Origin of the sequence: Phyllobacterium sp. 1468 (assembly GCF_031455525.1) — a bacterium.
Lineage (GTDB): Bacteria > Pseudomonadota > Alphaproteobacteria > Rhizobiales > Rhizobiaceae > Phyllobacterium.
On record NZ_JAVDSX010000002.1, the window covers coordinates 343,486 to 364,520 of the forward strand.

The window sequence follows — 21,035 nt, forward strand, 5'->3', positions numbered from 1 at the left end:
TATCAGCCCAGCCGTTCGACATAGACTTTGATACGTCCGCCGCAGGACAGACCGACCTGCCAGGCGGTTTCGTCGGCGACGCCAAATTCCAGCATCCGCGGGGTGCCCTGGCTGATTACATCCATGGCTTCAGCGATGACCGAGCCTTCAACACAGCCGCCAGAAACCGAGCCCTCGAAATTACCTGCCTCATCGATCACAAGATGGCTGCCGACCGGGCGCGGAGCCGACCCCCAGGTTTCCACAACGGTGGCAATTGCCACGTCGCGCCCCTCAGCCATCCAGCTTTCGGCGATCAGCAACGGATCGCGTATTTGTTCAGTCGGACTTTGCATTGTATGACAGTACCACAAACTTTAATGTTGGTGCAACCAACGCTTCGGATCATCGTCGGTGTCCCGCGGTCGGCCAAGTGCCCGGCACAGATCCTCCAAAGCCTCCATATTGTGCACAGCACGGAAGTCGTCAACATAGGGTAACATAGCTTTTACACCACGGGCACGTGGCTCAAAACCTTCAAATCGGAGTAAGGGATTGAGCCAGATCAGCCGACGGCAAGATTTCGATAGCCGTTCCATCTCCGCTTCAAGGCCGCTCGTATTTTCGCGCTCCAGTCCGTCCGTGATGAGAAGCACTACCGCACCTTGACTGAGAACGCGTCTCGACCAATGACGATTGAATTCCCGGAGGGTTTCGCCAATGCGTGTACCGCCTGACCAGTCCTGTACAGCACCCGTGCAATGGGCAATCGCGTCATCCGGGTCACGATAGCGCAGGGATCGCGTGATGTTACTCAACCGCGTACCAAAGACGAAGCAATGTACCCGGCGGCGCTTGGCCATCATCGCATGCATGAAATACAGGAAAACGCGAGTGTATTGGCTCATGGAACCCGAAATATCGGCGAGCACGAGCAATGGCGGATGCACTTCGCGACGCGAGCGAAATTTCGGTAAAATGAGATCACCACCGGTCCGCAGGCTCGCACGCATCATTGCTCTGGGATCGATACGCGCGCCTTTGGGATCACTGCGGAAACGCCTCGTCTCGACTTCATCAAGGGGTAGCGTCAGCTCATCCATCGCCCGGCGCGCCTGGCTGAGCTCTTCGGCCGACATCTGCGCAAAGTCCTTGGTCCGCAGCACTTCCTTGCCGGAAAATGTCAAACGCGCGTCCACATCGATCTCGGGTGGGCGTTCTCCGGGCTGGTTGCGCGAGCTTTCCTTAAACAGCGCTTCGGCCACGCGAGCCTCGGCAGCCCTTGGCTTCGATCGCTCGCGCGCCAAGGCCAGGGGCGAGAACATGGCCAGCATTTTCTCGATGAGCTCGCGGGAGCGCCAATAAAGCCGGAACGCCTCATCGAATGTCGCATGGTCTTCGCGACGGTTGACGAGCACACTGTGCAATGTCCAATAAAAATCATCCCGGGAGCCGATCCCACCGGCCAAAGTCGCCTCGATCGCGTCCCTGACGGAAGCGGGGCCCACCCGCAGCCCGGCCTTTCGCAAAGTGCGGGCAAAATAGACGATATTGTCGGCAAGGCGGCTTTCCGTCCTTGCTATCTCGGGTGATGAGGCGATCGTTTCCATGTTACGCCGCGTTCAGTTCTGCCTTGACCTCGTCGAGTATTCGCCGCCCCTCGCCGCCGGAAATCCTGGCTATATCATCCTGATATTTTAGCAGAACGCCAATCGTGTCGGATACGGTTTCCGGATCCAGTGCCAACTTGTCCATTTCGGTCAAGGCCCCCGCCCAGTCGATCGTTTCGGCGACACCCGGTAGCTTGAACAAATCCATGTCACGCAATTTCTGCACGTAGCGGACGATTTCATCCGACAGGCGTTCATTGGCTGCAGGGACTTTGCGCCGGACGATCTCAAGTTCCCTTTCAGCGGAGGGATAGTCTACCCAATGGTAAAGGCACCGGCGTTTCAATGCGTCGTGAATCTCGCGAGTCCGATTGGTGGTTATGATGACGATTGGTGGTTCGGCAGCACGGATTGTTCCAAGTTCCGGAATCGTGACCTGATAGTCCGACAGCACTTCGAGCAGGAAGGCTTCAAAGGCTTCATCGGTTCGATCAAGTTCGTCGATAAGAAAAACCGGGGCCTTGCCCGGTTTACCAGACAGCGCCTGCAGAACGGGCCGTCTGATCAGGAATTTCTCCGAAAAAACATTGCGTTCTATGGCTTTTTTATCAACCTTGCCGCTCGCTTCATCCAGACGAATCTCGATCATCTGCGCCGCATAGTTCCATTCATAGACAGCAGAAGAGACGTCGAGCCCTTCATAGCATTGCAGCCGGATCAGCGGTCGGTCCAGCGTTGCCGCGAGGACTTTGGCGATCTCTGTCTTTCCGACGCCAGCCTCGCCCTCCAGAAACAAAGGTCTCTTCATGCGCAAGCTGAGAAACAGTACCGTCGCCAACGCACGGTCCGCGACATATCCGCCAGCCTCCAGCAGAGCCAGCGTATCTTCGATCAATTGCGGCAGTTCAGCCATGACGTCTCCGGCGCTAATCCCCTGCACTGTGATAGGAGCGATTGAGATAGATCAATGAACGACCAGGGTCGCCCATATTGAGGGCGGTGACCTTGCCATAGATCACATAATGCGTTGCGACTTCGTGGGTAGCTATGATGCGGCAATCGAAGCTCGCCAAGGCGTTTGTGAGCACTGGAGCACCGGTTTGAAGTGTTTGCCAATGCCCGAGCGCAAATCTGTCGGGTTGGGACAGATCGCCCTTGCCTGAAAAGGCTTCCGAAAGCGCCTGCTGCTGGAATGAGAGCGTATTCAGCGCGAAAACCTGATTTTCGATGAACAGGTGGTTGAAATCGTGATTGCGATTGAGACACACGAGCATCGTCGCCGGATCATCCGAAACGGAGCAAACCGCTGAAATTGTAACGCCGCGGCGGCCTGCAGGACCATCGGTGGTAAGGATGTGAACCGCCTCGGCAAAATGGCTCATGGCATTGCGAAATGCGAGCGGCTCTATTTTCTGATCTTTGGCAATTAGCACTATTTTATTTCCGTTGTCCGAACCATCACTATCGCAACATGTGTCTCAACCATAGGGGCAGGTCATTTTTTCCGGTAACTTCCTTTTATATAGCGCGAGATTGCTAAGAATGAAGGAAACAGCTACCGAAAACGTGCAACTACGATCCATCAAAGAGGAAACGACATTTTCGCAATGAACTCCACAATACGCGCCGCCACATTTGGCCTTTGCATAGCTGTCGCAAGTGTCGCACATGCGGAAGACAAGATTGGTGTTATCGCGCCGCTTTCCGGCCCTTTTGCGCGCCTTGGAACGCAAGTTGTCGATGGTGCGACGATTGCGGTTGCTGCCAACAAGAGCGGCCAAACGGTGTCAATCACGACTGCTGATGACCAATGCAACGCGGCAGGCGGCGATGCGGCGGCAAAGCAGCTGGTCCAGGCAGGTGTTGCGATAGTCGTTGGCTTTCTCTGCACTGAATCGCTCGAAGCCGCCCTGCCCATCCTCAATCAGAAGGGCATTCCCATTATTACCCCGGCAATTCGGGCACAAACACTGACAGAGCTGCGCGCCGATCAACCTTATCCGGTCTTCAGGACCGCGCCATCCGGCCGCAATGAGGCCAACGAAACTGGCGATATCCTTGCCGGTCTGTGGCATTCGGAACCCTTTGCCATCATCGATGACGGTACGATCTTCGGGCGGGAACTTGCGGCAGGTGTGCGGGCCCGTCTGGAAGAAAAAGGCCTAAAACCGGTCTTTGCCGATACATATCGCCCCGGCCTCGACAATCAAAATGCACTGGTGAGCCGACTGAAACGCGCAGGCGCCACACAGGTTTTCATCGGCGGGGAACGCGACGATGTTGCAGCCATAGGGCGGAGCGCCGTGGCGCTGAACTATGCACTTGTCCTCGCCAGCGGCGAGGCCCTCGAGGCGGCAGGCGATGGCAGTCAGCTCGCCATCGGCACCTTGATGATCGCACCCCGCGAGCCACAAGCTCTGGAAAGTGCCCGAAACGCCAAGAATACGATCGAGTTGGCAGGAAAAGTGCCGGAAGGCTATACGATACCGGCTTATGCTGCGACCGAAGTGGCAATGCAGGCGCTCAATACCGCACAATCACAGGCAGGATCACTGACGGAGATTCTGCACACCAATGTCTTTGAAACTGCGCTTGGCACGATGCAATTCGATGCCAAAGGCGAGCGCATCGCCGATACTTACCGCTTGCAGAAATTCGACGGAAACCAGTTCGTGCTGGAGACCAACTGATGTTGAAGGCCGGTCCACGCAATCTCATCACTGACGTCGCTGGGTTGAAAGTCGGGAACGCTTCCGACGGGAAGCTCAAATCCGGCTGTACAGTCTTGTTATGCGAGAACCCGGCAACCGCGGCAGTCAAGGTGCTCGGCGGCGCGCCGGGCACGCGCGAAACCGATCTTCTTGAGCCGCATAACACCGTTGAGCAGATCAACGCACTGGTTTTATCGGGCGGATCGGCGTTCGGTCTGGATGCCGGGTCAGGCGTTCAGGCCGCCCTTCGAGAAGACGGCATTGGTTTTGAAGTCGGCACGCAGCGTGTTCCAATCGTCCCGGGCGCCGTTCTCTTCGATTTGCTGAACGGCGGCGACAAGGATTGGGGCCGGTACCCGCCCTATCGTGAGCTTGGCTATGAAGCAACGCAGTCGGCATCCAAAGATTTCACACTTGGAACCGTGGGCGCCGGCACAGGAGCAACAGTCCACGAACTGAAGGGCGGGCTGGGCTCCGCCTCGTCAATTCTTGAAAGTGGCGTGACCATCGGCGCCCTCGTCGCGGTGAACGCGCTTGGCACGGCAACCGTCGGAAAAACCAGGCATTTCTGGGCTGCGCCATTCGAAATCGGTGACGAGTTCGGCGGACTTGGGCTGCCACATCCCTTTCCTGCCGATGGCGCCGAAATCGGTACCAAGTTCAGCGGCGCGGCGCGCGATGCCAACACGACAATAGGGGTCATCGCTACCGATCTGATCCTTACGAGCGCTCAGGCCAAGCGCTTGGCCATTGCCGCCCATGATGGTTACTCTCGCGCGATTTGGCCGGCACACACACCTTTTGACGGCGATCTGGTGTTCGCCATCGCCACCGGAACTAGTGGCAAAATGCCGGAAATAACTGAATTCATTGATCTTTGTGCGGCGGCGGCCTCAACAATGGCGCGTGCCATAGCACGAGGTGTTCATGCCGCTACGCCTGCGGATAACGATCCCTTTCCGGTCTGGCGATCACTTCGCTGAACAGTTTCGATTGTGCGATAAAGCCGCGCGTGATAACCGGCGCCCACAGCATTTCTACCGGAGACAGATCATGAGCCGTCCGCTCGTCATATCACCTTCCATTTTGGCCTCGGATTTTTCGAAGCTTGGCGCGGAAGTAAACTCGGTTTTGCAGGCGGGCGCCGATTGGATCCATATCGATGTGATGGACGGGCATTTCGTCCCGAATATTACCTTTGGTCCGGAAGTGGTAAAGGCCATCCGGCCGCTGACAGACGCGGTTTTTGATACGCATTTGATGATTTCGCCGTGCGATCCCTATCTCGAGGCCTTCGCCAAGGCAGGCTCTGACATCATCACAATCCATGCCGAAGCCGGACCGCACCTGCACCGCTCGCTTCAGGCTATTCGGGCGCTCGGCAAGAAGGCGGGCGTTGCCATCAATCCGGCAACGCCGGAATCCGCTATCGAATACGTGCTGAACGACGTCGACCTCATCCTCGTCATGACTGTCAATCCCGGTTTTGGCGGACAGAAATTTATTCGCGAAACACTGGAAAAGATCAGGAAAATCAAGGCGATGATCGGCGACCGACCTATCGATCTCGAGGTCGACGGCGGCATTACTCCTGAAACGGCCGCGCTCGCAGTACGTGCTGGTGCCAATGCACTGGTTGCCGGGTCCGCTGTTTACAAAGGCGCAAGCGAAGCCGCCTACAGGTCCAACATCGACCTGATCCGCAGTTCAATCCGCCAAGGACCGCAATGATATTCCGCCGCATTTTGCTTAGCCTTCTCTTGGCGTCCTCGCCAGTCGCGGCAGTGGCCGGAGATGCGGCAAAGCTTGATATCATTGGCTTTTCCAAGGATGGCGGCACCTTTGCCTTCGAGGAATATGGCATCCAGGACGGCTCTGGCTTCCCCTATGCCAACCGGTTCTATATCGACACGGCAACCGACAAGTTTCTGGCCAAGACGCCGGTCCGGGTCAGGCTCGACGATGAAAATTCATCACTCGAAAACGCCCGCGACAAGGTCGGCCGCGATGCACAGGGCGTGACGTCCCTCAGCGATGAAGAATTGCGCGCCAATGCCGGCAATGCGGTGGCCTCGAACCCTGTTACGGAGCTTTCGGCCGATCCGTTCAAGGTCAAAGTCAACCCGCGATTCGTGTTTCCTGCGATTGATCCAGCACTGACAATTCAGCTGGAAGAGATCGCCGTCCCTCCGAGTGAAACTTGTCAAAACCTGGGTGAAATCAAAGGTTTCCGCCTGACGCTGCTTGAGGATAAGACTGACGCAAAGCCGGAAGTGCTGCACGAAGACGCCTCCGTTCCGGCCAGTCGCGGCTGTCCGCTCGGCTATAGTATTGGCGCCGTCCAGACCCTATATCCGGACGGTGGGAAACCGGTAATCGCGGTGATGATTGCAGTGCGCGGAACGGGATTTGAGGGCCCGGACTATCGCTGGCTGGCGGTCACCAGGCAGCGCTAGACGCATCCACGGCAAAAAGTCGCCAAATGGTGCGTTGAGTGATCGGCCTAGCTCTGATAGACCGCCCTTAAAGCCTAAAAGGACAGGAAAACATATGATCCCGCGCTATTCGCGTCCCGAAATGGTCGCCATCTGGTCTCCAGAAACGAAATTCCGCATCTGGTTCGAAATCGAGGCGCATGCCTGCGACGCGCTGGCGGAGCTTGGCGTCATCCCGAAGGAAGCGGCGAAAACGATCTGGGAAAAGGGCGGCGCGGCCACGTTCGATATCGATCGCATCGACGAGATCGAGCGCGAGACCAAGCACGATGTCATTGCTTTTCTTACACATTTAGCCGAAATAGTTGGTCCGGACGCGCGTTTCGTTCACCAGGGCATGACCTCGTCGGACGTACTCGATACCTGCTTCAATGTGCAGTTGATGCGCGCCAGCGATATACTTTTAGCCGATCTGGACAAGCTTTTGGCAGCTCTGAAAAAGCGGGCTTTCGAGCACAAGGACACGGTCACCATCGGCCGCAGCCACGGCATCCACGCCGAACCGACAACCTTCGGCGTCAAGCTGGCGCAGGCCTATGCCGAGTTTGAGCGCTGCCGTCATCGTCTCGTCGCCGCACGCGCGGAGATTGCAACTTGCGCAATCTCCGGCGCTGTCGGCACCTTCGCCAATATCGACCCACGCGTGGAAGAACATGTCGCCAAGGCATTGGGAATGCAGGCAGAACCGGTTTCGACGCAGGTGATTCCGCGTGATCGCCATGCCATGTACTTTGCAACCCTTGGTGTCATCGCATCGTCGGTAGAGCGCCTGTCGGTCGAGATCCGTCATCTGCAGCGCACCGAGGTTCTGGAGGCGGAAGAGTATTTTTCGCCCGGCCAAAAAGGCTCATCGGCCATGCCGCACAAGCGCAATCCCGTGCTGACAGAGAACATGACCGGGCTCGCCCGCATGGTCCGCGCGTTTGCCCTGCCAGCGATGGAAAACGTTGCACTCTGGCACGAACGCGATATCTCGCACTCTTCGGTCGAGCGCATGATCGGCCCTGATGCGACGATCACTTTGGATTTTGCCTTGGCGCGTATGGTCGGCGTTATCGAAAAACTATTGGTCTACCCAGATAACATGTTGAAAAACATGAACAAGTTCCGCGGACTGATCCACTCCCAACGGGTCCTTCTGGCGCTTACTCAAGCTGGCGTTTCCCGTGAGGACTCCTATCGTCTGGTGCAGCGCAACGCCATGAAAGTGTGGGAGCACGGGGCCGATTTCCTCGAAGAACTGCTTGCCGACGCCGATGTTCGCGCCGCCCTGCCCGAAGCGACGATCCGGGAGAAGTTCGACCTCGGCTATCACACCAAGCATGTCGATACGATCTTCAAGCGCGTGTTTGGTTCAACCGGCAGCAACTAAATTAAAGCCCCCGGTTGATAAAAGCAGTCCGGATTCGAGGATTCTTGCATAGGAATTGAAAATTCCTGAGTGGGAATCGGACAAAGTTGCGCAATTCACCCGCCAGGATAGCGGCGGTTAAATCGCGTGAAACAGCTGAAAACCGCCAGTTGGAACGGATTGGTTCGGGAAATTAATTGAACGAGTGTTCGATTAATTTCTGCGCTGATTTACATGCTGGCAGTGTGATGGGTTGAAACGCCGTAACGGCTGGTACGGAAGGGTTTCGGGTGCCGTTCAGCGAGCTCACCATGAGGCGGGTGCGTTGCTTGCAGAAGCCGGCTTCTTCGACGTTGGCGATTGTCACTACAATCACCACCCTCCCTCAAGTGAGCTCGCCGAACCACGCACAATGCCAACCAAATCAGAAAGTGTAAGCCTCAACTAACCCTTTACCGGGACGATCCGGATGACATTGCCCCATGGGTCAACGATCTCACGTTCGTCCTTGGCATCGGCTGAGCTGAACTCGGCCCAGGCAAGTCCGGAGCGATCATTGTCGCGGCGCCCCGCCCCGCGGCTCTGCCACGAATTGGCGGCGACATGGTGATGGTAACCGCCGGTTGACATGAACACCGCACTGCCGCCAAACCCGGCAACCGTCTGCAACCCGAGCTCATTCTGCCACCAGCTTTCCGCCTCCTTGGCGTTGCCGACGCGCAGGTGCAGATGGCCAACCATCGTCCCGTCGGGAGCCATGTCGAAAGGCACCTCGTTACCGGGTTCGCCGAGCAGATTGCCAACGTCGAGCGCCTCGGTGCCCATCTGCACGGATGAGCCGTTCCACTTCCAGCTTTCATGCGGGCGGTCGGCATAAATTTCAACGCCGTTGCCCTCCGGATCGGTGAGATAGATGGCCTCGCTGACCAGATGGTCGGAAGCGCCGACAATCGGCGTGCGCTTGTCAATTGCCCGCCGGGCCCAGCGGGCGAGATCGGCACGCGCCGGCAAGAGAAAAGCGGTGTGGTAGAGGCCGGCGCTGTGCGGATCATCGGCACGGATGGCCGAGGCCTGCTCGATCTCGAGCAGCGGCGTTTCACCCGCGCCAAGAATGACCGACTGGCCCTTGCGTGAAATCTCGCGCAGGCCAACCACATCTTCATAATATTTCGCCAGCGCGCCGGCGTCCTTGGCCTTTATACCAACCTTCGACACGTGGGTCGGCGCCGTTGCCGCAAAGGAAATCTTGTCCATTTTTGTCTCCGCGCGGGAACTTCCCGCCGTTACGACCAAGGCCGCTGCACCACCAACCACATCCCGGCGTGTGAGCTTCATGCGGATCCCCTTCGCAACATTTCAGTTTCGTTACCGCTAAGGTCGGATTTATCGAGGCTCGAAACAAGCCCGGCACGAGCGAACAGCTTGTTCACAAATACTGAACCCACCGGCGGGATTGTTCAGGTGGTGAACCGATCAAGCTGATAGAATGGTATGGGGCCATGTGATCTATCAGATTTATGCGTTCACGACCCAGCAAGTGCCAAAGACGCCGAAGTCGCGTTCTCCGCCAGGAGGGAATAACCGGCAACTGTTTTGGTTGACTCTCTGGCGGCGGCACGCTCATTTGAGCCTACTTTGATTTAGGCGAGGGTAATAGTATGAACGACTTTTATGTCGGACAGAAAGTCGTTTGTATCGACGACAAATTCAAGAATGTCAGCATCGATCAAATCATCCGAAAAGGTCAGATCTACACCATCCGCTGGATTGGCATGTACCAGCACTACGTCGATGGCGAATTCCTCGGCATTAAGGTGGAGGAAATCCATCGCGGCAATGATGACGGCCCCGAGGGTTATGGTGCCGCCGACATGCCTTATCGAGCGTCCCGCTTTCGTCCATTGGTGAAAGACAAGATTGGCCAATTGCGAAAGCTATTGACGCCCAAGCCGGACGAACCTCACGAACCGGCAAAGCAAACCCCAACAAAAAAGAAGGAGAAGGTCTGAATTCCTGATAGAAAGTGTAGGGTTCGACCTTCACCATTCTTCGGTTCACGTCAGGTTTTTACGCCGCGCCAATTCCGCTTCGCTCGGATGTTCCGCTCCGAACGAGCCGGTAACAATGTCGCCCGCGCGCACATATTTGTTGATTGTGACGCCAGAGTCCGAGACCTTTGACGAAACGAGTTTCAGCGCGGCGGGAGAGGCTTGGTCGCTGAACAGCCTCTTGCCCTTCCCCAATATGAGCGGAAACACGAAGATGTTCATCTCGTCGACCAGGCCATTTTTGAACAGGGTTTGCAGGAAATCGGTGGAGCCCTGTGTCAACAGATCCGGACCTTCCTCGCTTTTCAGCTTCGTGACTGCCGCGACCACGTCCGGGCCCAGCGTTTGGCTGTTCTGCCAGTCAAGTTTCAGCTCTGGATTGCGGGTCGCGACATATTTGTTGACGCGGTCGAACAGCGGACCGATCGGATGATCGGCGTCGACATAGGGCCAATAGGCGGCGAAAATGTCGTAGGTTTTTCGGCCGAGCAGAAGGTCAAAAGGCTTGGCAAACATCTCCCCCACGGCCTCTTCCCCTGCCTTGTCAAAATAGGGGGCAACCCAGCCGCCATATTTGAAATCGCCTGTCGGGTCTTCGTCCGGGCCGCCTGGTGCCTGCATGATACCGTCGAGGCTTACAAAAGCACCAGTGATGATCTTTCTCATGTTTAGTCTCCTTCAACGCTGCCATTATGCGTTAAAGACGTCCGACAGTGGCATTTGCCGACAGTGCTTAGAAAAATTGTGCATCCATTCATTTACCGAGCAAACCTCGAACGGTACGGAGGATGGATACATGCTCCTCTCGAGACGAGCCCGTCGCCAATCCATTCCCGGTAAGACCGGAAAGGTGCCGGGTCACGTTGTTCTGGATTTCGGGATGATCTTTGAACAGCGACGCCAAGGTCGGTCCGTCAATTTCATACGCTTCGAGCACGGTCAAGGCTTGGTATTTGGTGGCCAGGGGAACCCCATCGATCTGGCCGAATATGGCACCCGGTGCAAGCCGTAGAACCTCCTTGCCATCAGAAAGAACCGATACGGCTCCCGAGCGGACGATCAGCAGGCCTGATGCACTATCCGCTCCTTCGAAAAAGGTATCTCCAGGCCGGTACCGCCGCAATCTTGCCGACACTTCCAGTTTATGCAGCTCGTCCTGCTCAAGATCCGCAAAGATCGGATTGTCCTGCAACAATTCCCGCAAGGGGTCCGGTAAGGAATGATCGGTGTGAATGTTTTCAATAAAGACGGAAGACGCCGCCGGCAGAGCAAGAGAAATGCCGGTCTCCATACATTGGCGGTAGACCAGATCGATAAGCTCGTTCCTGGCAGGAATTCTGTCTGATGGATGCCTGACGCGGAATTGCAGTTCGATATCCATAGCAAAGGCGTCGATACCCTTCAGCGCGACAGCGGGAGCAGGATCGTGAGTGATGTTGTTTGCTCCAATCATGGCTTGCCGCATCTTCTCGACGACAAAAGATGGCGGGTGCACCGCCTTCACACGCAGCGGCAGAACAAGCAGGTGCGACTCGTCAGGACGATTGACGTTCGTCAGTCCAATCTTGGCCAGAAAGCTGTTCGGCAAAACGGCGACATTGTTTGCCGGCGTCAGGATGTGGGTTGAACGCCAGGTGCTCTCCGCCACCCGTCCCTCGGTGCCGTCGGCTAGAATGATCCAGTCACCGATTGTATACGGACGCCCCAATGTAAGCGCCAATCCGGAAAAGAGATCGTTCAGGGTGCTCTGCAGGGCAAGGCCAAGGATAATCGCGAGGACGCCGGACGTCGCGAGGAGTGTTCCAATGGCAAAGTCAAACACGAAGGCGAGAACCGAAAGCGTAACCGCAAGGTAGACTGCGGCGATGATAAGGTCTTGTAACACCCGGGCTTCGCGCGGCTTGCCGTCGAGGACAATATAGATGCGGACGAAACCGATCGAGGCCCAGGCAAGATGTACCCACCACAGCGTCTTGGCTGCGATGAGCATAGCGCCGCCTTCTCTCAATGGCTCGAACTTGAGAGGCGAGATACCGTTTGCGAACAATATTGCCGTCATCGCGGCAAAGAATGCGATCTGGACCAGCAGGCGGGCTGTCGGACGACTGCGCCCTTGCAAATGCCAGACAACGATGCCAGCAAGACCGAGCGCAACAATTTGGAAAAGTGGTGAGACAAGCAGATCGAGCATAAGCGGTGGCTCCTGAAAACAGGCTAACGAGGCCAGGTTTTCGATTTTTGGTCCCGGCCAACGCTCCTTATCTTACTTCATCGGAAGGACAAGCGCCTTTTCACCAGTATCGACGACAAACATCGCAAGGATTTTTGCTGCCATAACCTGGTAGAACCTCCGCTCGCGGCGTTCGTCAGGCACGCCCATATTGCGAACCATCGCCATTTTTCCTAAATACGGCACATGAAAGTCAAAGATACCGATATTCTCATCGTTCCCGGCTATACCAATTCCGGCCCCGATCACTGGCAGACGCGCTGGGAGAACAAGCTTTCCACCGCGCGCCGCGTCGAGCAGGCGGAGTGGGCGAAACCCGTGCGCGAGGACTGGGTGGCCGAGGTGGTCAAGGCGATCGACTCTGCGACGCGCCCGGTGGTCGTGGTCGCGCATTCGCTTGGTGTGCCGACCTTCATCCATGCTATTCCGCAGATCGGCGACAAGGTCAAAGGCGCGTTTCTGGTAACGCCGCCGGATGTTTCCAACCCGAAGATCCGGCCGAAACATCTGATGACCTTCGGCCCCTACCCGCTGGAACCGTTCACATTTCCCTCCATCGTCGTCGCCAGCCGCAACGATCATTATTGTTCGTACGAAGTAGCCGATGAACTTGCCGCGTCATGGGGTTCCATGATCATCGATGCCGGTGACAGCGGCCATCTCAATTCGGAATCCGGCCACGGCCCCTGGCCGGAGGGCTCGATGGTTTTTGCAAAGTTCCTCTCGCAACTTTGATACGTTGGCTTAGCCGACGGACCGAAGAGCGATGTCTTCCTTGATCTCTGCGGCCATTGCTATAGGCTCGACCGAAGCAGTGTCTGCGGACAGCAAAAACTGCGCTTCAACGGAGGAACACACATGAAATTGTACTCGCGGCCGCTATCGCCCTATTCCTCCATCATCCGCTGCATCGCATATTACAAACAGGCTCCCATCAAGATCGTTGCACCGCCTTCGGGATTTCCGATCCCGGAAGAATTCCGCGCAATTTCGCCGTTCAACCGCATACCGGTGCTGATCACCGGCTCAGGCCTGACAATCGTCGAAGCCTCGGTGATCGCCGAATATCTGGAAGAGCATTTCCCCGAACCAGCGCTGCTCCCGGCCGATTCCCGCGATCGCGCCATCGTGCGCATGACCGCCCGCACGGCCGAACTCGAGGTGCTGGCGCCGGTGATGGAGCTTTTCGAGCTGTTCTTCAGGAAGTCGAAGGATGATGCACGCATCAGCAAGCTGTTCAAGCAGATGGAGATTGGCCTGACCGAGATCGAAAAGCGTATTGGCAACGGCCCTTTCGCGCTCGGCGATCAGATGACGCTGGCCGATGCCTGGTTGACCCCAACCCGTTTCGTCTTCAACAATTTCCGTGTCATTTCCGGCCGCGAGGATTTGCTCGATCCCTACCCGAAATTCGATGCGCTTCAGCAACTGATTATTCAGGATCCGGTGCTATCGCTGGTCTGGTACGAAATGACCGACGGGCTCAAAGTGTTCCAGGTTGAACTCGAGTCCGCCTAAATTCCAGACCGGAGAAAATACGCATGAAGACGCCGACGATTACAATCGCCGTAATAATTTCGCTTGGCGTCCTTGCCGGTTGTCAATCGAAAGGCAAACCCGGGCCGGGCTCCCTGGCCTTCGCATCGGAAAAAGCCGCGCTGCCAACAATGGAGCGCGTCGCAATTGCTGCCAATAATTGCTGGTTCAAATCGGGCGATTCAAGTTTCAAGCCATACCGCCTGGCGCCGGAACTGAATTCCTATTCGGGACGTCCGCGCATCCTCGTCGTGCCCTCGAGCAATCCGGGCGGGCGCCCGCTTCTCGTCGTGCATGCGGAAGGCAACCCGGCGAAGGTCGAAGCCTTTGGTCCGCTCATGAGCAATTCCGCCGGCAATCGCATTGCCGCAGATGTGCGGCGGTGGGCAGGCGGGCAGACATCGTGCTCGGCAAGCGGATGAAAATGGCTGAGGCCGTGCGATGTGCGCCGGCCTTGTCACCTCAGGAATAATATCGTTCGAGATCCGCTTCCACATGATCGCGCGTCAAGCCGAGGTCCTTCAACCCGTCATCACCGAGCGATCCCAGTTCCAGTCTCGTCCGCCGCTTGACAGCCGCATTTTCCAGCCAACGTATGAGGCGGGTAAACAAGTCATGTTGAAATGCTGGTGCCAGGCCAAATCTGCCTGGATCTATGTAGATGGGACCCATATTCGCCTCCATTTGACGAGCGATCGCCTTTCATATCGGTATTGGCGGCGCCCATCGCAAGAGCGCCTCAATCCCAGAAGAACCGCTTGATCTCGCGACGCGCTTGCGCAGGTTCAATACCGACATCATTCAACAGATCATTGCTAAGCTCGCTGAGATGCATGCGCGTCCGGCGCTTCATCATGGCGTTTCCAAACCAGCGCATCAGGGCGGTAGCCGTGTGCAGCAATCCGCTGGTGTGAGAACGTGCAGCGTGGCTTTCCGCGCTACCAGATCTTCCGATTGTATCTATTGTACTCATTGTCATTGTCCTTGAGAGGTCAAATTGACTCTTTTTCGTGCGATTGTTATATGAATTGACTCAATTGAAAGCACAATATAATAATTGTTACCATGACAAATTGGCTCCCTGAACTTGAACCCGGCAAAGGCCCGCTCTACCTGCAGCTGGCCGACCGAATCGAAACCGACATTGCCGAGGGGGTTCTCGCGCCCGGCACCAAACTGCCGCCGCAGCGCAATCTTGCCTTCGATATCGGCGTGACGATTGGAACGGTGGGCCGGGCCTATAATCTCATTCGCGAGCGTGGGCTTGTCAGCGGCGAAGTCGGGCGCGGCACCTATGTGACGGATCACAAGGTGACCTCGCTGGTTCAGGCGCCGCCGCACACGGAGCCATTTGGTGGCACGCGCGGTCCTGTGGCGACGCCTGGCAAGATTCGCATGGACTCGACCGCCGCAATCGAGGTCGGCCAGTCCGACGCGATGCAACAGCTGCTGGCGGATATCACCCGACAATTCCCGCGCGAGATGTCGAGCTATTCCCGCACCCTTCCCGTATCGTGGCAGGAGGCGGGAAGCAAATGGCTGTCCGGTGCGGGCTGGGTGCCGGAACCTGCGTCCATCGTGCCGACGCTCGGCGCGCATTCGGCGATTCTCGCGGTGATAGCGGCGATAACCGTTCCCGGCGACAGGGTTGCCTTTGAAGATCTGACCTATTGCTCCGCGGCGCGCAGCGTCAATCTCATGGGGCGGCGCAGCATCATCCTGCACACGGACAATGGCAGCGCGACGCCCGACGATTTCGAGCGGCTCTGCGCGCAGCAGCATCCCAAGCTTGTTTTTCTCATGCCGTCACTACACAACCCGACCGCAACGACCATGCCCGAGGATCATCGGCGGGCGATTGTCGAGATCGCGCGGCGGCACAATGTCTGGATCATCGAGGACGAGATCTACGGCTCGGTGATGGGGCACGATAACATCAAGATCGCCGATCTCGCGCCGGAGCGGACATTTCATATTGGCGGCCTGTCGAAATCAGTGGCTGCAGGTGTGCGCGGCGGCTGGGTCGCCTGCCCTCCGCACCTCGCGGCGCGCGTCCACACGGCGCACAAGATGGTCACCGGCGGCATGCCATTCATCATGGCGGAACTCGGCGCCCAACTGGTCAATTCAGGCGAAGCCGACGCGATCCGCGGCAAGGTCCAGACCGAGATTGCTGCGCGCGAAGCGATTGCACGCTCGGTCTTCGCTGGCATGGAGTTCACCTCGCAGCCGCTTTCGCCATTTTTGTGGATGAAATTGCCCGACCCGTGGCTTTCAGGCACGTTCAAAAGCGCTGCACTGAACGAAGGTGTGCTTGTCGACGACGAGGACGAGTTTAAACCCGGCCGCACCGAGAAAGTGTTCCATCGCGTGCGCCTTGGATTGACCGTGCCGGAAACGCGCGATGAGGTGGTTCAAGGCTTCAGCATTTTGCGCCGGCTCATGGAAACGGATAATGCGAGTTATGACAGCTATTCTTGAGATATCATTGCGTCGGTCGAACAGATAAGCTCCTGTGATATTCTGACGCGATCTTATTTCAAGAGATTGATTTATGCTTTTTTTGATATTAAATGATTTATCATGAGATGGCGCGTTGAAGTTTTCAACGACACTGTCGCCGGTGATTTGGATGCGTGGCCAGTGGAAGTTCGTGCCGCGCTTGTCAAAATCATTGAACGAATTGAGACAGTTGGCCTCACCAAGATGAGAGAGCCACACGTCAAACATCTACGAGGCAAGCTATGGGAAATGCGCCCTAGCGCAAACGGAAATGATGGCAGGGCCCTTTATGTGACCGCACGAGGATCCAGAATCATCATCGTCGCAGCTTTTATGAAGAAAAGGCAGAGAACCCCGCAGAGGTGGCTTGATCTGGCAGAAGAAAGAGCGAAAGACATAATCTGATGAGCATTCCCTTCACGACATTGAAAGAGCGGTGGAACGCAGATCCTGCATTTCGCAAGGCCTATGACAAAATAAGCCCTGAGATGGAGATCGCCTTTGCGATTGCCGAAGCGCGCCATCGAGCCAAACTCACGCAGGCTCAACTCGCTTATAAAATCGGTTCGTCACAAGCCATGGTGGCTCGATGGGAACGAGGCACAACAATGCCTTCAACCAAATCTTTGACGAAGGTGGCCCAGGCGACCGGTTCGCGCCTGCGCGTTCAACTCGACGCCGGGTAGTACCCTCCTCACCCCTTGCCCAAATACGGAATGGTCCCGGCGATATCGGTATCGTCGATAAGCTGGAAGCGGCTTTCGCTGCCTTCCTGGCGCGCCTTGCCGTGAGGTGCGTATTCCGGATCATTCACGAAGGCCATGGCGGCATCCGCATCCGGAAACTGGATAAGTGCGATGAGCGTCGTCTCAAGCGGTTTGCCTTCAAGCACTTTGATATTACCGCTGCGTGAAAGATATTTGCCGCCATGTTTCGCCGCGATATCATGCACGACAGCTGCATATTCCGGCACCCATTTGTCATCAGTGATTTTAACGTCCGCGATCAGGAAAACCGTCATTGCATTCCTCCTATGCCGAGCTTCAAAGCCCGTAAAGTCCGGTGACCCAAATGCAGTGTTGCACGGGCCAGCGCCAACTTCCAGTTGCAGAAACGCTTTGTTCAAATTGCCGTGAATCCATTATCGACAAACAGGTGCGTGCCGGTGATGAAGCTCGCCTCGTCGCTGGCAAGGAAAAGCGCGGCACGCGCCACCTCTTCCGGCTCGCCAATGCGCCCCTGCGCTGCGATCATGGCCTCGTCGGAGACATCCACCCCTTGCTTTTGCAATTCATCCACCTCGCGCAAGCCGTGCGGTGTGCGAATAAAGCCGGGGCAGACCGCGTTGCAGCGAATGTTGCGGTCGCGAAACTCGACCGCGATGGCTCGTGCAAACATATGACAGGCACCCTTGGTCGTATCGTAGAGAACTTCCATCGGCGTTGCCGCCACGGCCGAAATGGACGAGGTGCAGACGATCGAACCGCCGCCGGCATCGATCATGTGCGGGATGACGGCCCGCGTCATCAGATACATGGAGCGGACATTGACCGCGTGCAGCCAATCCCACTCTTGAACCGTCGTTTCGAGGAAAGGCTTGATGACGATGGTGCCCGCATGATTAAAGAGAACAGTGACATGGCCGTATCTGTCCGCAGCGCCGGCAACGGCCTTTTGCACCTGTCCCTCGTCTGAAACGTCGGCGACAAAATAGCTGGCGACCCCTCCGGCAGCAGTGATTTCCGCGACGGTGGCAGCCGCCGCCTGCTCATTGCGGTCGACGATCGCCACTGTCGCGCCCTCCGCAGCGAAGAGTTTCGATGCCGCACCACCCATGCCTGTGGCTCCGCCAGAAACGATTGCCACCTTGCCTGCCAGCCTTCCCGCCATTTCAATCCCCTTGAAACCGTATTGTTGCTTGTAAGAGTGACGTTACGCCGGGCGGCTGGCTCGGACAAGCGCCCCATCCCCCGAGCTGCGACCCTCTCTGTTGATTCAGTCCTTTTTCCTATCGCGCCGCAGGACTACATAAGCTAAAGAAGGCCAAAAGCTCTCCCATGTATGGATATTCCAGGACCCATGACCATTTCCAATACTGTCAAGATCACGCCGGAACTCGTGGCTTCACACGGGCTGAAGCCGGACGAATATCAGCGCATCCTCGATCTGATCGGGCGCGAGCCGAGCTTTACCGAACTTGGCATCTTTTCCGCCATGTGGAACGAGCATTGCTCCTACAAATCTTCGAAAAAGTGGCTGCGCACGCTGCCGACCACGGGGCCCCAGGTCATACAGGGGCCGGGTGAAAACGCCGGTGTCGTCGATATCGGCGATGGCGATTGCGTGGTCTTCAAGATGGAGAGCCACAACCACCCGTCCTATATCGAGCCGTACCAGGGTGCGGCGACCGGCGTCGGCGGTATCCTGCGCGATGTGTTCACAATGGGCGCACGGCCGATCGCGGCAATGAACGCCCTGCGCTTTGGCGAACCGTCGCACCCCAAGACACGGCATCTTGTTTCCGGCGTGGTCGAGGGCGTGGGCGGCTATGGCAATTCGTTCGGCGTGCCGACGGTGGGCGGCGAGGTCAATTTCGACGCGCGCTATAACGGCAATATCCTGGTCAATGCGTTTGCAGCGGGCCTTGCCAAGACCGATGCGATCTTCCTGTCCGAGGCCAAGGGCGTAGGCCTGCCCGTCGTCTATCTCGGTGCCAAGACCGGACGCGACGGCGTTGGCGGCGCAACCATGGCGTCGGCCGAATTTGACGAATCCATCGAGGAGAAGCGCCCCACCGTACAAGTTGGCGACCCCTTTACCGAAAAATGCCTGCTCGAGGCCTCGCTGGAGCTGATGGCCTCCGGCGCTGTCATCGCCATCCAGGACATGGGTGCAGCCGGTCTCACCTGCTCGGCAGTGGAAATGGGCGCCAAGGGCAATCTCGGGATCGAACTTGATCTCAACTCCGTGCCGGTGCGCGAAGAGCGCATGACCGCCTACGAAATGATGCTGTCCGAAAGCCAGGAGCGCATGCTCATGGTGCTGCGCCCGGAAAAAGAGGAAGAGGCCGAAGGCATCTTCAAGAAATGGGGGCTGGATTTCGCCATCGTCGGCTATACGACAGACGATCTGCGTTTTCGCGTGCTGCATGACGGCGAAGAAGTCGCCAATCTGCCGATCAAGGATCTCGGCGATCAGGCTCCGGAATATGACCGGCCCTGGATGGAGCCGGGCAAGCACGCCCCGCTACCTGCCGCCAATGTACCCGAGGTCGAGGACTATGGCGCGGCGCTGCTGCAAATGCTCAACTCGCCCGACCTTTCATCGCGCCGCTGGGTCTACGAGCAATATGACACGCTGATCCAGGGCAACTCCCTGCAGGTACCGGGCGGAGACGCCGGTGTGGTGCGTGTCGATGGCCATCACAGCAAGGCTCTCGCCTTTTCGTCCGATGTGACGCCGCGTTATTGCGAGGCGGATCCTTATGAAGGCGGCAAGCAGGCGGTCGCCGAATGCTGGCGCAACCTGACTGCCGTTGGCGCTGAACCGCTCGCGGCTACGGACAATCTCAATTTCGGCAATCCGGAACGTCCCGAGATCATGGGCCAGCTGGTGAAAGCAATTGGCGGCATCGGTGATGCCTGCCGCGCGCTGGCCTTCCCGATCGTGTCGGGCAATGTTTCGCTCTACAACGAGACCAATGGCCAGGCGATTCTGCCAACCCCGACTATCGCAGGCGTTGGGCTCATCCCGGACTGGAGCAAGACGGCCAAGATCGGCGGCATGCGCGACGGCGATGTGCTCATCCTCGTAGGCGGCGATGGTACACATCTTGGCCAGTCGATCTATCTTCGCGATCTGCATGGACGGGCAGACGGCCCTGCTCCCAGCGTCGATCTCGGCATCGAGAAGCGCAATGGCGACTTCATCCGCTCTGCCATCCGCAACGGCCAGGTGACCGCCTGCCATGACCTTTCCGATGGCGGCCTTGCGATAGCCTTGAGCGAGATGTGCATGGCCTCCGGCAAGGGTGCGAATGTGGAAATCGGCGAAACCGCGCCGCATGCGCTGTTGTTCGGCGAGGACCAGGGCCGCTACGTCTTGGCCGTTGCCCCTGACCTAGCAAAACTCGTCATGCTCAACGCGGAAGGTTCCGGCGTTCCATTCCGTAACCTTGGTACAGTCGGCGGCAACGCATTGACGATTGGACGCCTGCTCTCCATATCTGTTGAGGACCTGAAAAAAGCCCACGAATCGTGGTTCCCTGACTATATGAGTGGTCAGGCGGACGAAGAAACACAGGCCGCCTGAGGAGAGAACGACATGGCAATGGACGCGCGCGACATCGAAAAAATGATTCGAGACGCCATCCCGGATGCGAAAGTCACCATCCGCGATCTGGCGGGCGATGGCGACCATTATGCCGCCGAGGTCGTGGCGGAAAGCTTTCGCGGCAAGTCACGCGTTCAGCAGCACCAGATGGTCTATGATGCGCTGAAGGGCAATATGGGCGGCGTATTGCACGCTCTCGCCTTGCAGACCAGCGCGCCGGAATAACTGGCCACCATCTATT

General features: G+C 57.3%; 26 protein-coding genes. 14 read left to right on the forward strand and 12 right to left on the reverse strand.

The features are described from left to right. Positions 1–2: 2 nt before the first annotated feature. From J2X72_RS07090 to J2X72_RS07105, 4 genes are read right to left on the reverse strand one after another with little or no spacing between them, the layout of a single operon-like run. Positions 3–335, reverse strand: a complete 333-nt coding sequence (locus J2X72_RS07090) for an XdhC family protein (protein WP_310070121.1) — start codon at positions 333–335, stop codon at positions 3–5. A 21-nt stretch (positions 336–356) separates the two neighbouring features. Then, entirely contained in the window at positions 357–1,589 is a 1,233-nt protein-coding gene (locus J2X72_RS07095) for a VWA domain-containing protein (protein ID WP_310070122.1), read from the reverse strand. A gap of 1 nt (position 1,590) precedes the next feature. Further along, positions 1,591–2,502 (reverse strand): MoxR family ATPase, encoded by a 912-nt coding sequence (locus J2X72_RS07100; RefSeq protein WP_310070123.1) that lies wholly within the window; start codon positions 2,500–2,502, stop codon positions 1,591–1,593. Positions 2,503–2,515: 13 nt separating this feature from the next. Then, a complete protein-coding gene (locus J2X72_RS07105) occupies positions 2,516–2,971 on the reverse strand; it encodes a flavin reductase (RefSeq protein ID WP_310071016.1) in 456 nt (151 codons plus the stop codon). A 225-nt stretch (positions 2,972–3,196) separates the two neighbouring features. Here J2X72_RS07105 and J2X72_RS07110 point away from each other — a divergent pair, with 225 nt between their 5' ends. The 5 genes from J2X72_RS07110 (at position 3,197) to purB (ending at position 8,167) form a co-directional block, all read left to right on the forward strand. Beyond that, a complete protein-coding gene (locus J2X72_RS07110) occupies positions 3,197–4,279 on the forward strand; it encodes a branched-chain amino acid ABC transporter substrate-binding protein (RefSeq protein WP_210001247.1) in 1,083 nt (360 codons plus the stop codon). Continuing rightward, the gene (locus tag J2X72_RS07115; RefSeq protein ID WP_310070125.1) at positions 4,279–5,283 is read left to right on the forward strand and encodes a P1 family peptidase; all 1,005 of its coding nucleotides are present in this window, start codon (positions 4,279–4,281) and stop codon (positions 5,281–5,283) included. Before J2X72_RS07110 ends, J2X72_RS07115 begins: the two co-directional genes overlap by 1 nt. A gap of 70 nt (positions 5,284–5,353) precedes the next feature. Further along, on the forward strand, positions 5,354–6,031 hold the full coding sequence (rpe, locus tag J2X72_RS07120) for a ribulose-phosphate 3-epimerase (RefSeq protein ID WP_310070128.1): 678 nt from the start codon (positions 5,354–5,356) through the stop codon (positions 6,029–6,031). Next, positions 6,028–6,756, forward strand: a complete 729-nt coding sequence (locus J2X72_RS07125; RefSeq protein WP_210001242.1) for a DUF2259 domain-containing protein — start codon at positions 6,028–6,030, stop codon at positions 6,754–6,756. The genes rpe and J2X72_RS07125 overlap by 4 nt, the downstream gene beginning before the upstream one ends. A 94-nt stretch (positions 6,757–6,850) precedes the next feature. Further along, positions 6,851–8,167: an adenylosuccinate lyase gene (purB, locus tag J2X72_RS07130; RefSeq protein WP_310070133.1), complete on the forward strand. Its 1,317-nt coding sequence runs from the start codon at positions 6,851–6,853 to the stop codon at positions 8,165–8,167. 423 nt (positions 8,168–8,590) lie between these two features. Here purB and J2X72_RS07135 read toward each other — a convergent pair whose 3' ends face one another. Then, positions 8,591–9,481: a VOC family protein gene (locus J2X72_RS07135; protein ID WP_405044661.1), complete on the reverse strand. Its 891-nt coding sequence runs from the start codon at positions 9,479–9,481 to the stop codon at positions 8,591–8,593. Between the two features lie 323 nt (positions 9,482–9,804). Here J2X72_RS07135 and J2X72_RS07140 point away from each other — a divergent pair, with 323 nt between their 5' ends. Next, positions 9,805–10,155 (forward strand): CAP-Gly domain protein, encoded by a 351-nt coding sequence (locus tag J2X72_RS07140; protein ID WP_210001236.1) that lies wholly within the window; start codon positions 9,805–9,807, stop codon positions 10,153–10,155. A 45-nt stretch (positions 10,156–10,200) separates the two neighbouring features. Here the strand turns inward: J2X72_RS07140 and J2X72_RS07145 are convergent, their stop codons facing one another. From J2X72_RS07145 to J2X72_RS07155, 3 genes are all read right to left on the reverse strand, one after another. Next, a complete protein-coding gene (locus tag J2X72_RS07145; protein WP_310070134.1) occupies positions 10,201–10,860 on the reverse strand; it encodes a dihydrofolate reductase family protein in 660 nt (219 codons plus the stop codon). A gap of 88 nt (positions 10,861–10,948) precedes the next feature. Further along, positions 10,949–12,385, reverse strand: a complete 1,437-nt coding sequence (locus J2X72_RS07150) for a mechanosensitive ion channel family protein (RefSeq protein WP_310070136.1) — start codon at positions 12,383–12,385, stop codon at positions 10,949–10,951. Between the two features lie 72 nt (positions 12,386–12,457). Next, positions 12,458–12,586, reverse strand: coding sequence for a hypothetical protein (locus J2X72_RS07155; RefSeq protein ID WP_310070138.1), 129 nt, complete (start codon positions 12,584–12,586; stop codon positions 12,458–12,460). Between the two features lie 24 nt (positions 12,587–12,610). Between J2X72_RS07155 and J2X72_RS07160 the strand changes: the two genes are divergently transcribed. The 3 genes from J2X72_RS07160 to J2X72_RS07170 all read left to right on the forward strand — a co-directional run bounded on the left by J2X72_RS07160 (position 12,611) and on the right by J2X72_RS07170 (position 14,382). After that, the gene (locus tag J2X72_RS07160) at positions 12,611–13,159 is read left to right on the forward strand and encodes an alpha/beta hydrolase (RefSeq protein WP_310070140.1); all 549 of its coding nucleotides are present in this window, start codon (positions 12,611–12,613) and stop codon (positions 13,157–13,159) included. Between the two features lie 123 nt (positions 13,160–13,282). Beyond that, positions 13,283–13,942 carry a glutathione S-transferase family protein gene (locus tag J2X72_RS07165; protein ID WP_210001229.1) on the forward strand — a complete coding sequence of 220 codons (660 nt, stop codon included), beginning with the start codon at positions 13,283–13,285 and terminating at the stop codon, positions 13,940–13,942. A 23-nt stretch (positions 13,943–13,965) separates the two neighbouring features. Then, positions 13,966–14,382 carry a hypothetical protein gene (locus J2X72_RS07170; RefSeq protein WP_310070144.1) on the forward strand — a complete coding sequence of 139 codons (417 nt, stop codon included), beginning with the start codon at positions 13,966–13,968 and terminating at the stop codon, positions 14,380–14,382. 40 nt (positions 14,383–14,422) lie between these two features. Here J2X72_RS07170 and J2X72_RS07175 read toward each other — a convergent pair whose 3' ends face one another. Further along, on the reverse strand, positions 14,423–14,632 hold the full coding sequence (locus J2X72_RS07175) for a DUF1127 domain-containing protein (protein WP_210001225.1): 210 nt from the start codon (positions 14,630–14,632) through the stop codon (positions 14,423–14,425). A 67-nt stretch (positions 14,633–14,699) separates the two neighbouring features. Beyond that, a complete protein-coding gene (locus tag J2X72_RS07180) occupies positions 14,700–14,933 on the reverse strand; it encodes a DUF1127 domain-containing protein (RefSeq protein WP_310070146.1) in 234 nt (77 codons plus the stop codon). Between the two features lie 92 nt (positions 14,934–15,025). On the opposite strand from J2X72_RS07180, the gene J2X72_RS07185 reads away from it, so the two are divergent. The 3 genes from J2X72_RS07185 (at position 15,026) to J2X72_RS07195 (ending at position 17,148) form a co-directional block, all read left to right on the forward strand. Continuing rightward, positions 15,026–16,441 (forward strand): PLP-dependent aminotransferase family protein, encoded by a 1,416-nt coding sequence (locus J2X72_RS07185; RefSeq protein ID WP_310070148.1) that lies wholly within the window; start codon positions 15,026–15,028, stop codon positions 16,439–16,441. 102 nt (positions 16,442–16,543) lie between these two features. Beyond that, positions 16,544–16,867, forward strand: a complete 324-nt coding sequence (locus tag J2X72_RS07190) for a type II toxin-antitoxin system RelE/ParE family toxin (RefSeq protein ID WP_310070149.1) — start codon at positions 16,544–16,546, stop codon at positions 16,865–16,867. Next, a complete protein-coding gene (locus tag J2X72_RS07195) occupies positions 16,867–17,148 on the forward strand; it encodes a helix-turn-helix transcriptional regulator (RefSeq protein WP_310070151.1) in 282 nt (93 codons plus the stop codon). Before J2X72_RS07190 ends, J2X72_RS07195 begins: the two co-directional genes overlap by 1 nt. Positions 17,149–17,156: 8 nt before the next feature. Here the strand turns inward: J2X72_RS07195 and J2X72_RS07200 are convergent, their stop codons facing one another. Together J2X72_RS07200 and J2X72_RS07205 are read right to left on the reverse strand one after the other, a co-directional pair. Continuing rightward, entirely contained in the window at positions 17,157–17,483 is a 327-nt protein-coding gene (locus J2X72_RS07200; protein WP_310070152.1) for a DUF1330 domain-containing protein, read from the reverse strand. 101 nt (positions 17,484–17,584) lie between these two features. Next, positions 17,585–18,352 carry an SDR family oxidoreductase gene (locus J2X72_RS07205; RefSeq protein WP_310070154.1) on the reverse strand — a complete coding sequence of 256 codons (768 nt, stop codon included), beginning with the start codon at positions 18,350–18,352 and terminating at the stop codon, positions 17,585–17,587. Positions 18,353–18,541: 189 nt separating this feature from the next. Here J2X72_RS07205 and purL point away from each other — a divergent pair, with 189 nt between their 5' ends. Together purL and J2X72_RS07215 are read left to right on the forward strand one after the other, a co-directional pair. Next, on the forward strand, positions 18,542–20,773 hold the full coding sequence (gene purL, locus J2X72_RS07210; RefSeq protein WP_210001217.1) for a phosphoribosylformylglycinamidine synthase subunit PurL: 2,232 nt from the start codon (positions 18,542–18,544) through the stop codon (positions 20,771–20,773). Positions 20,774–20,785: 12 nt separating this feature from the next. Beyond that, a complete protein-coding gene (locus J2X72_RS07215; RefSeq protein WP_099998651.1) occupies positions 20,786–21,019 on the forward strand; it encodes a BolA/IbaG family iron-sulfur metabolism protein in 234 nt (77 codons plus the stop codon). Positions 21,020–21,035: the final 16 nt, after the last annotated feature.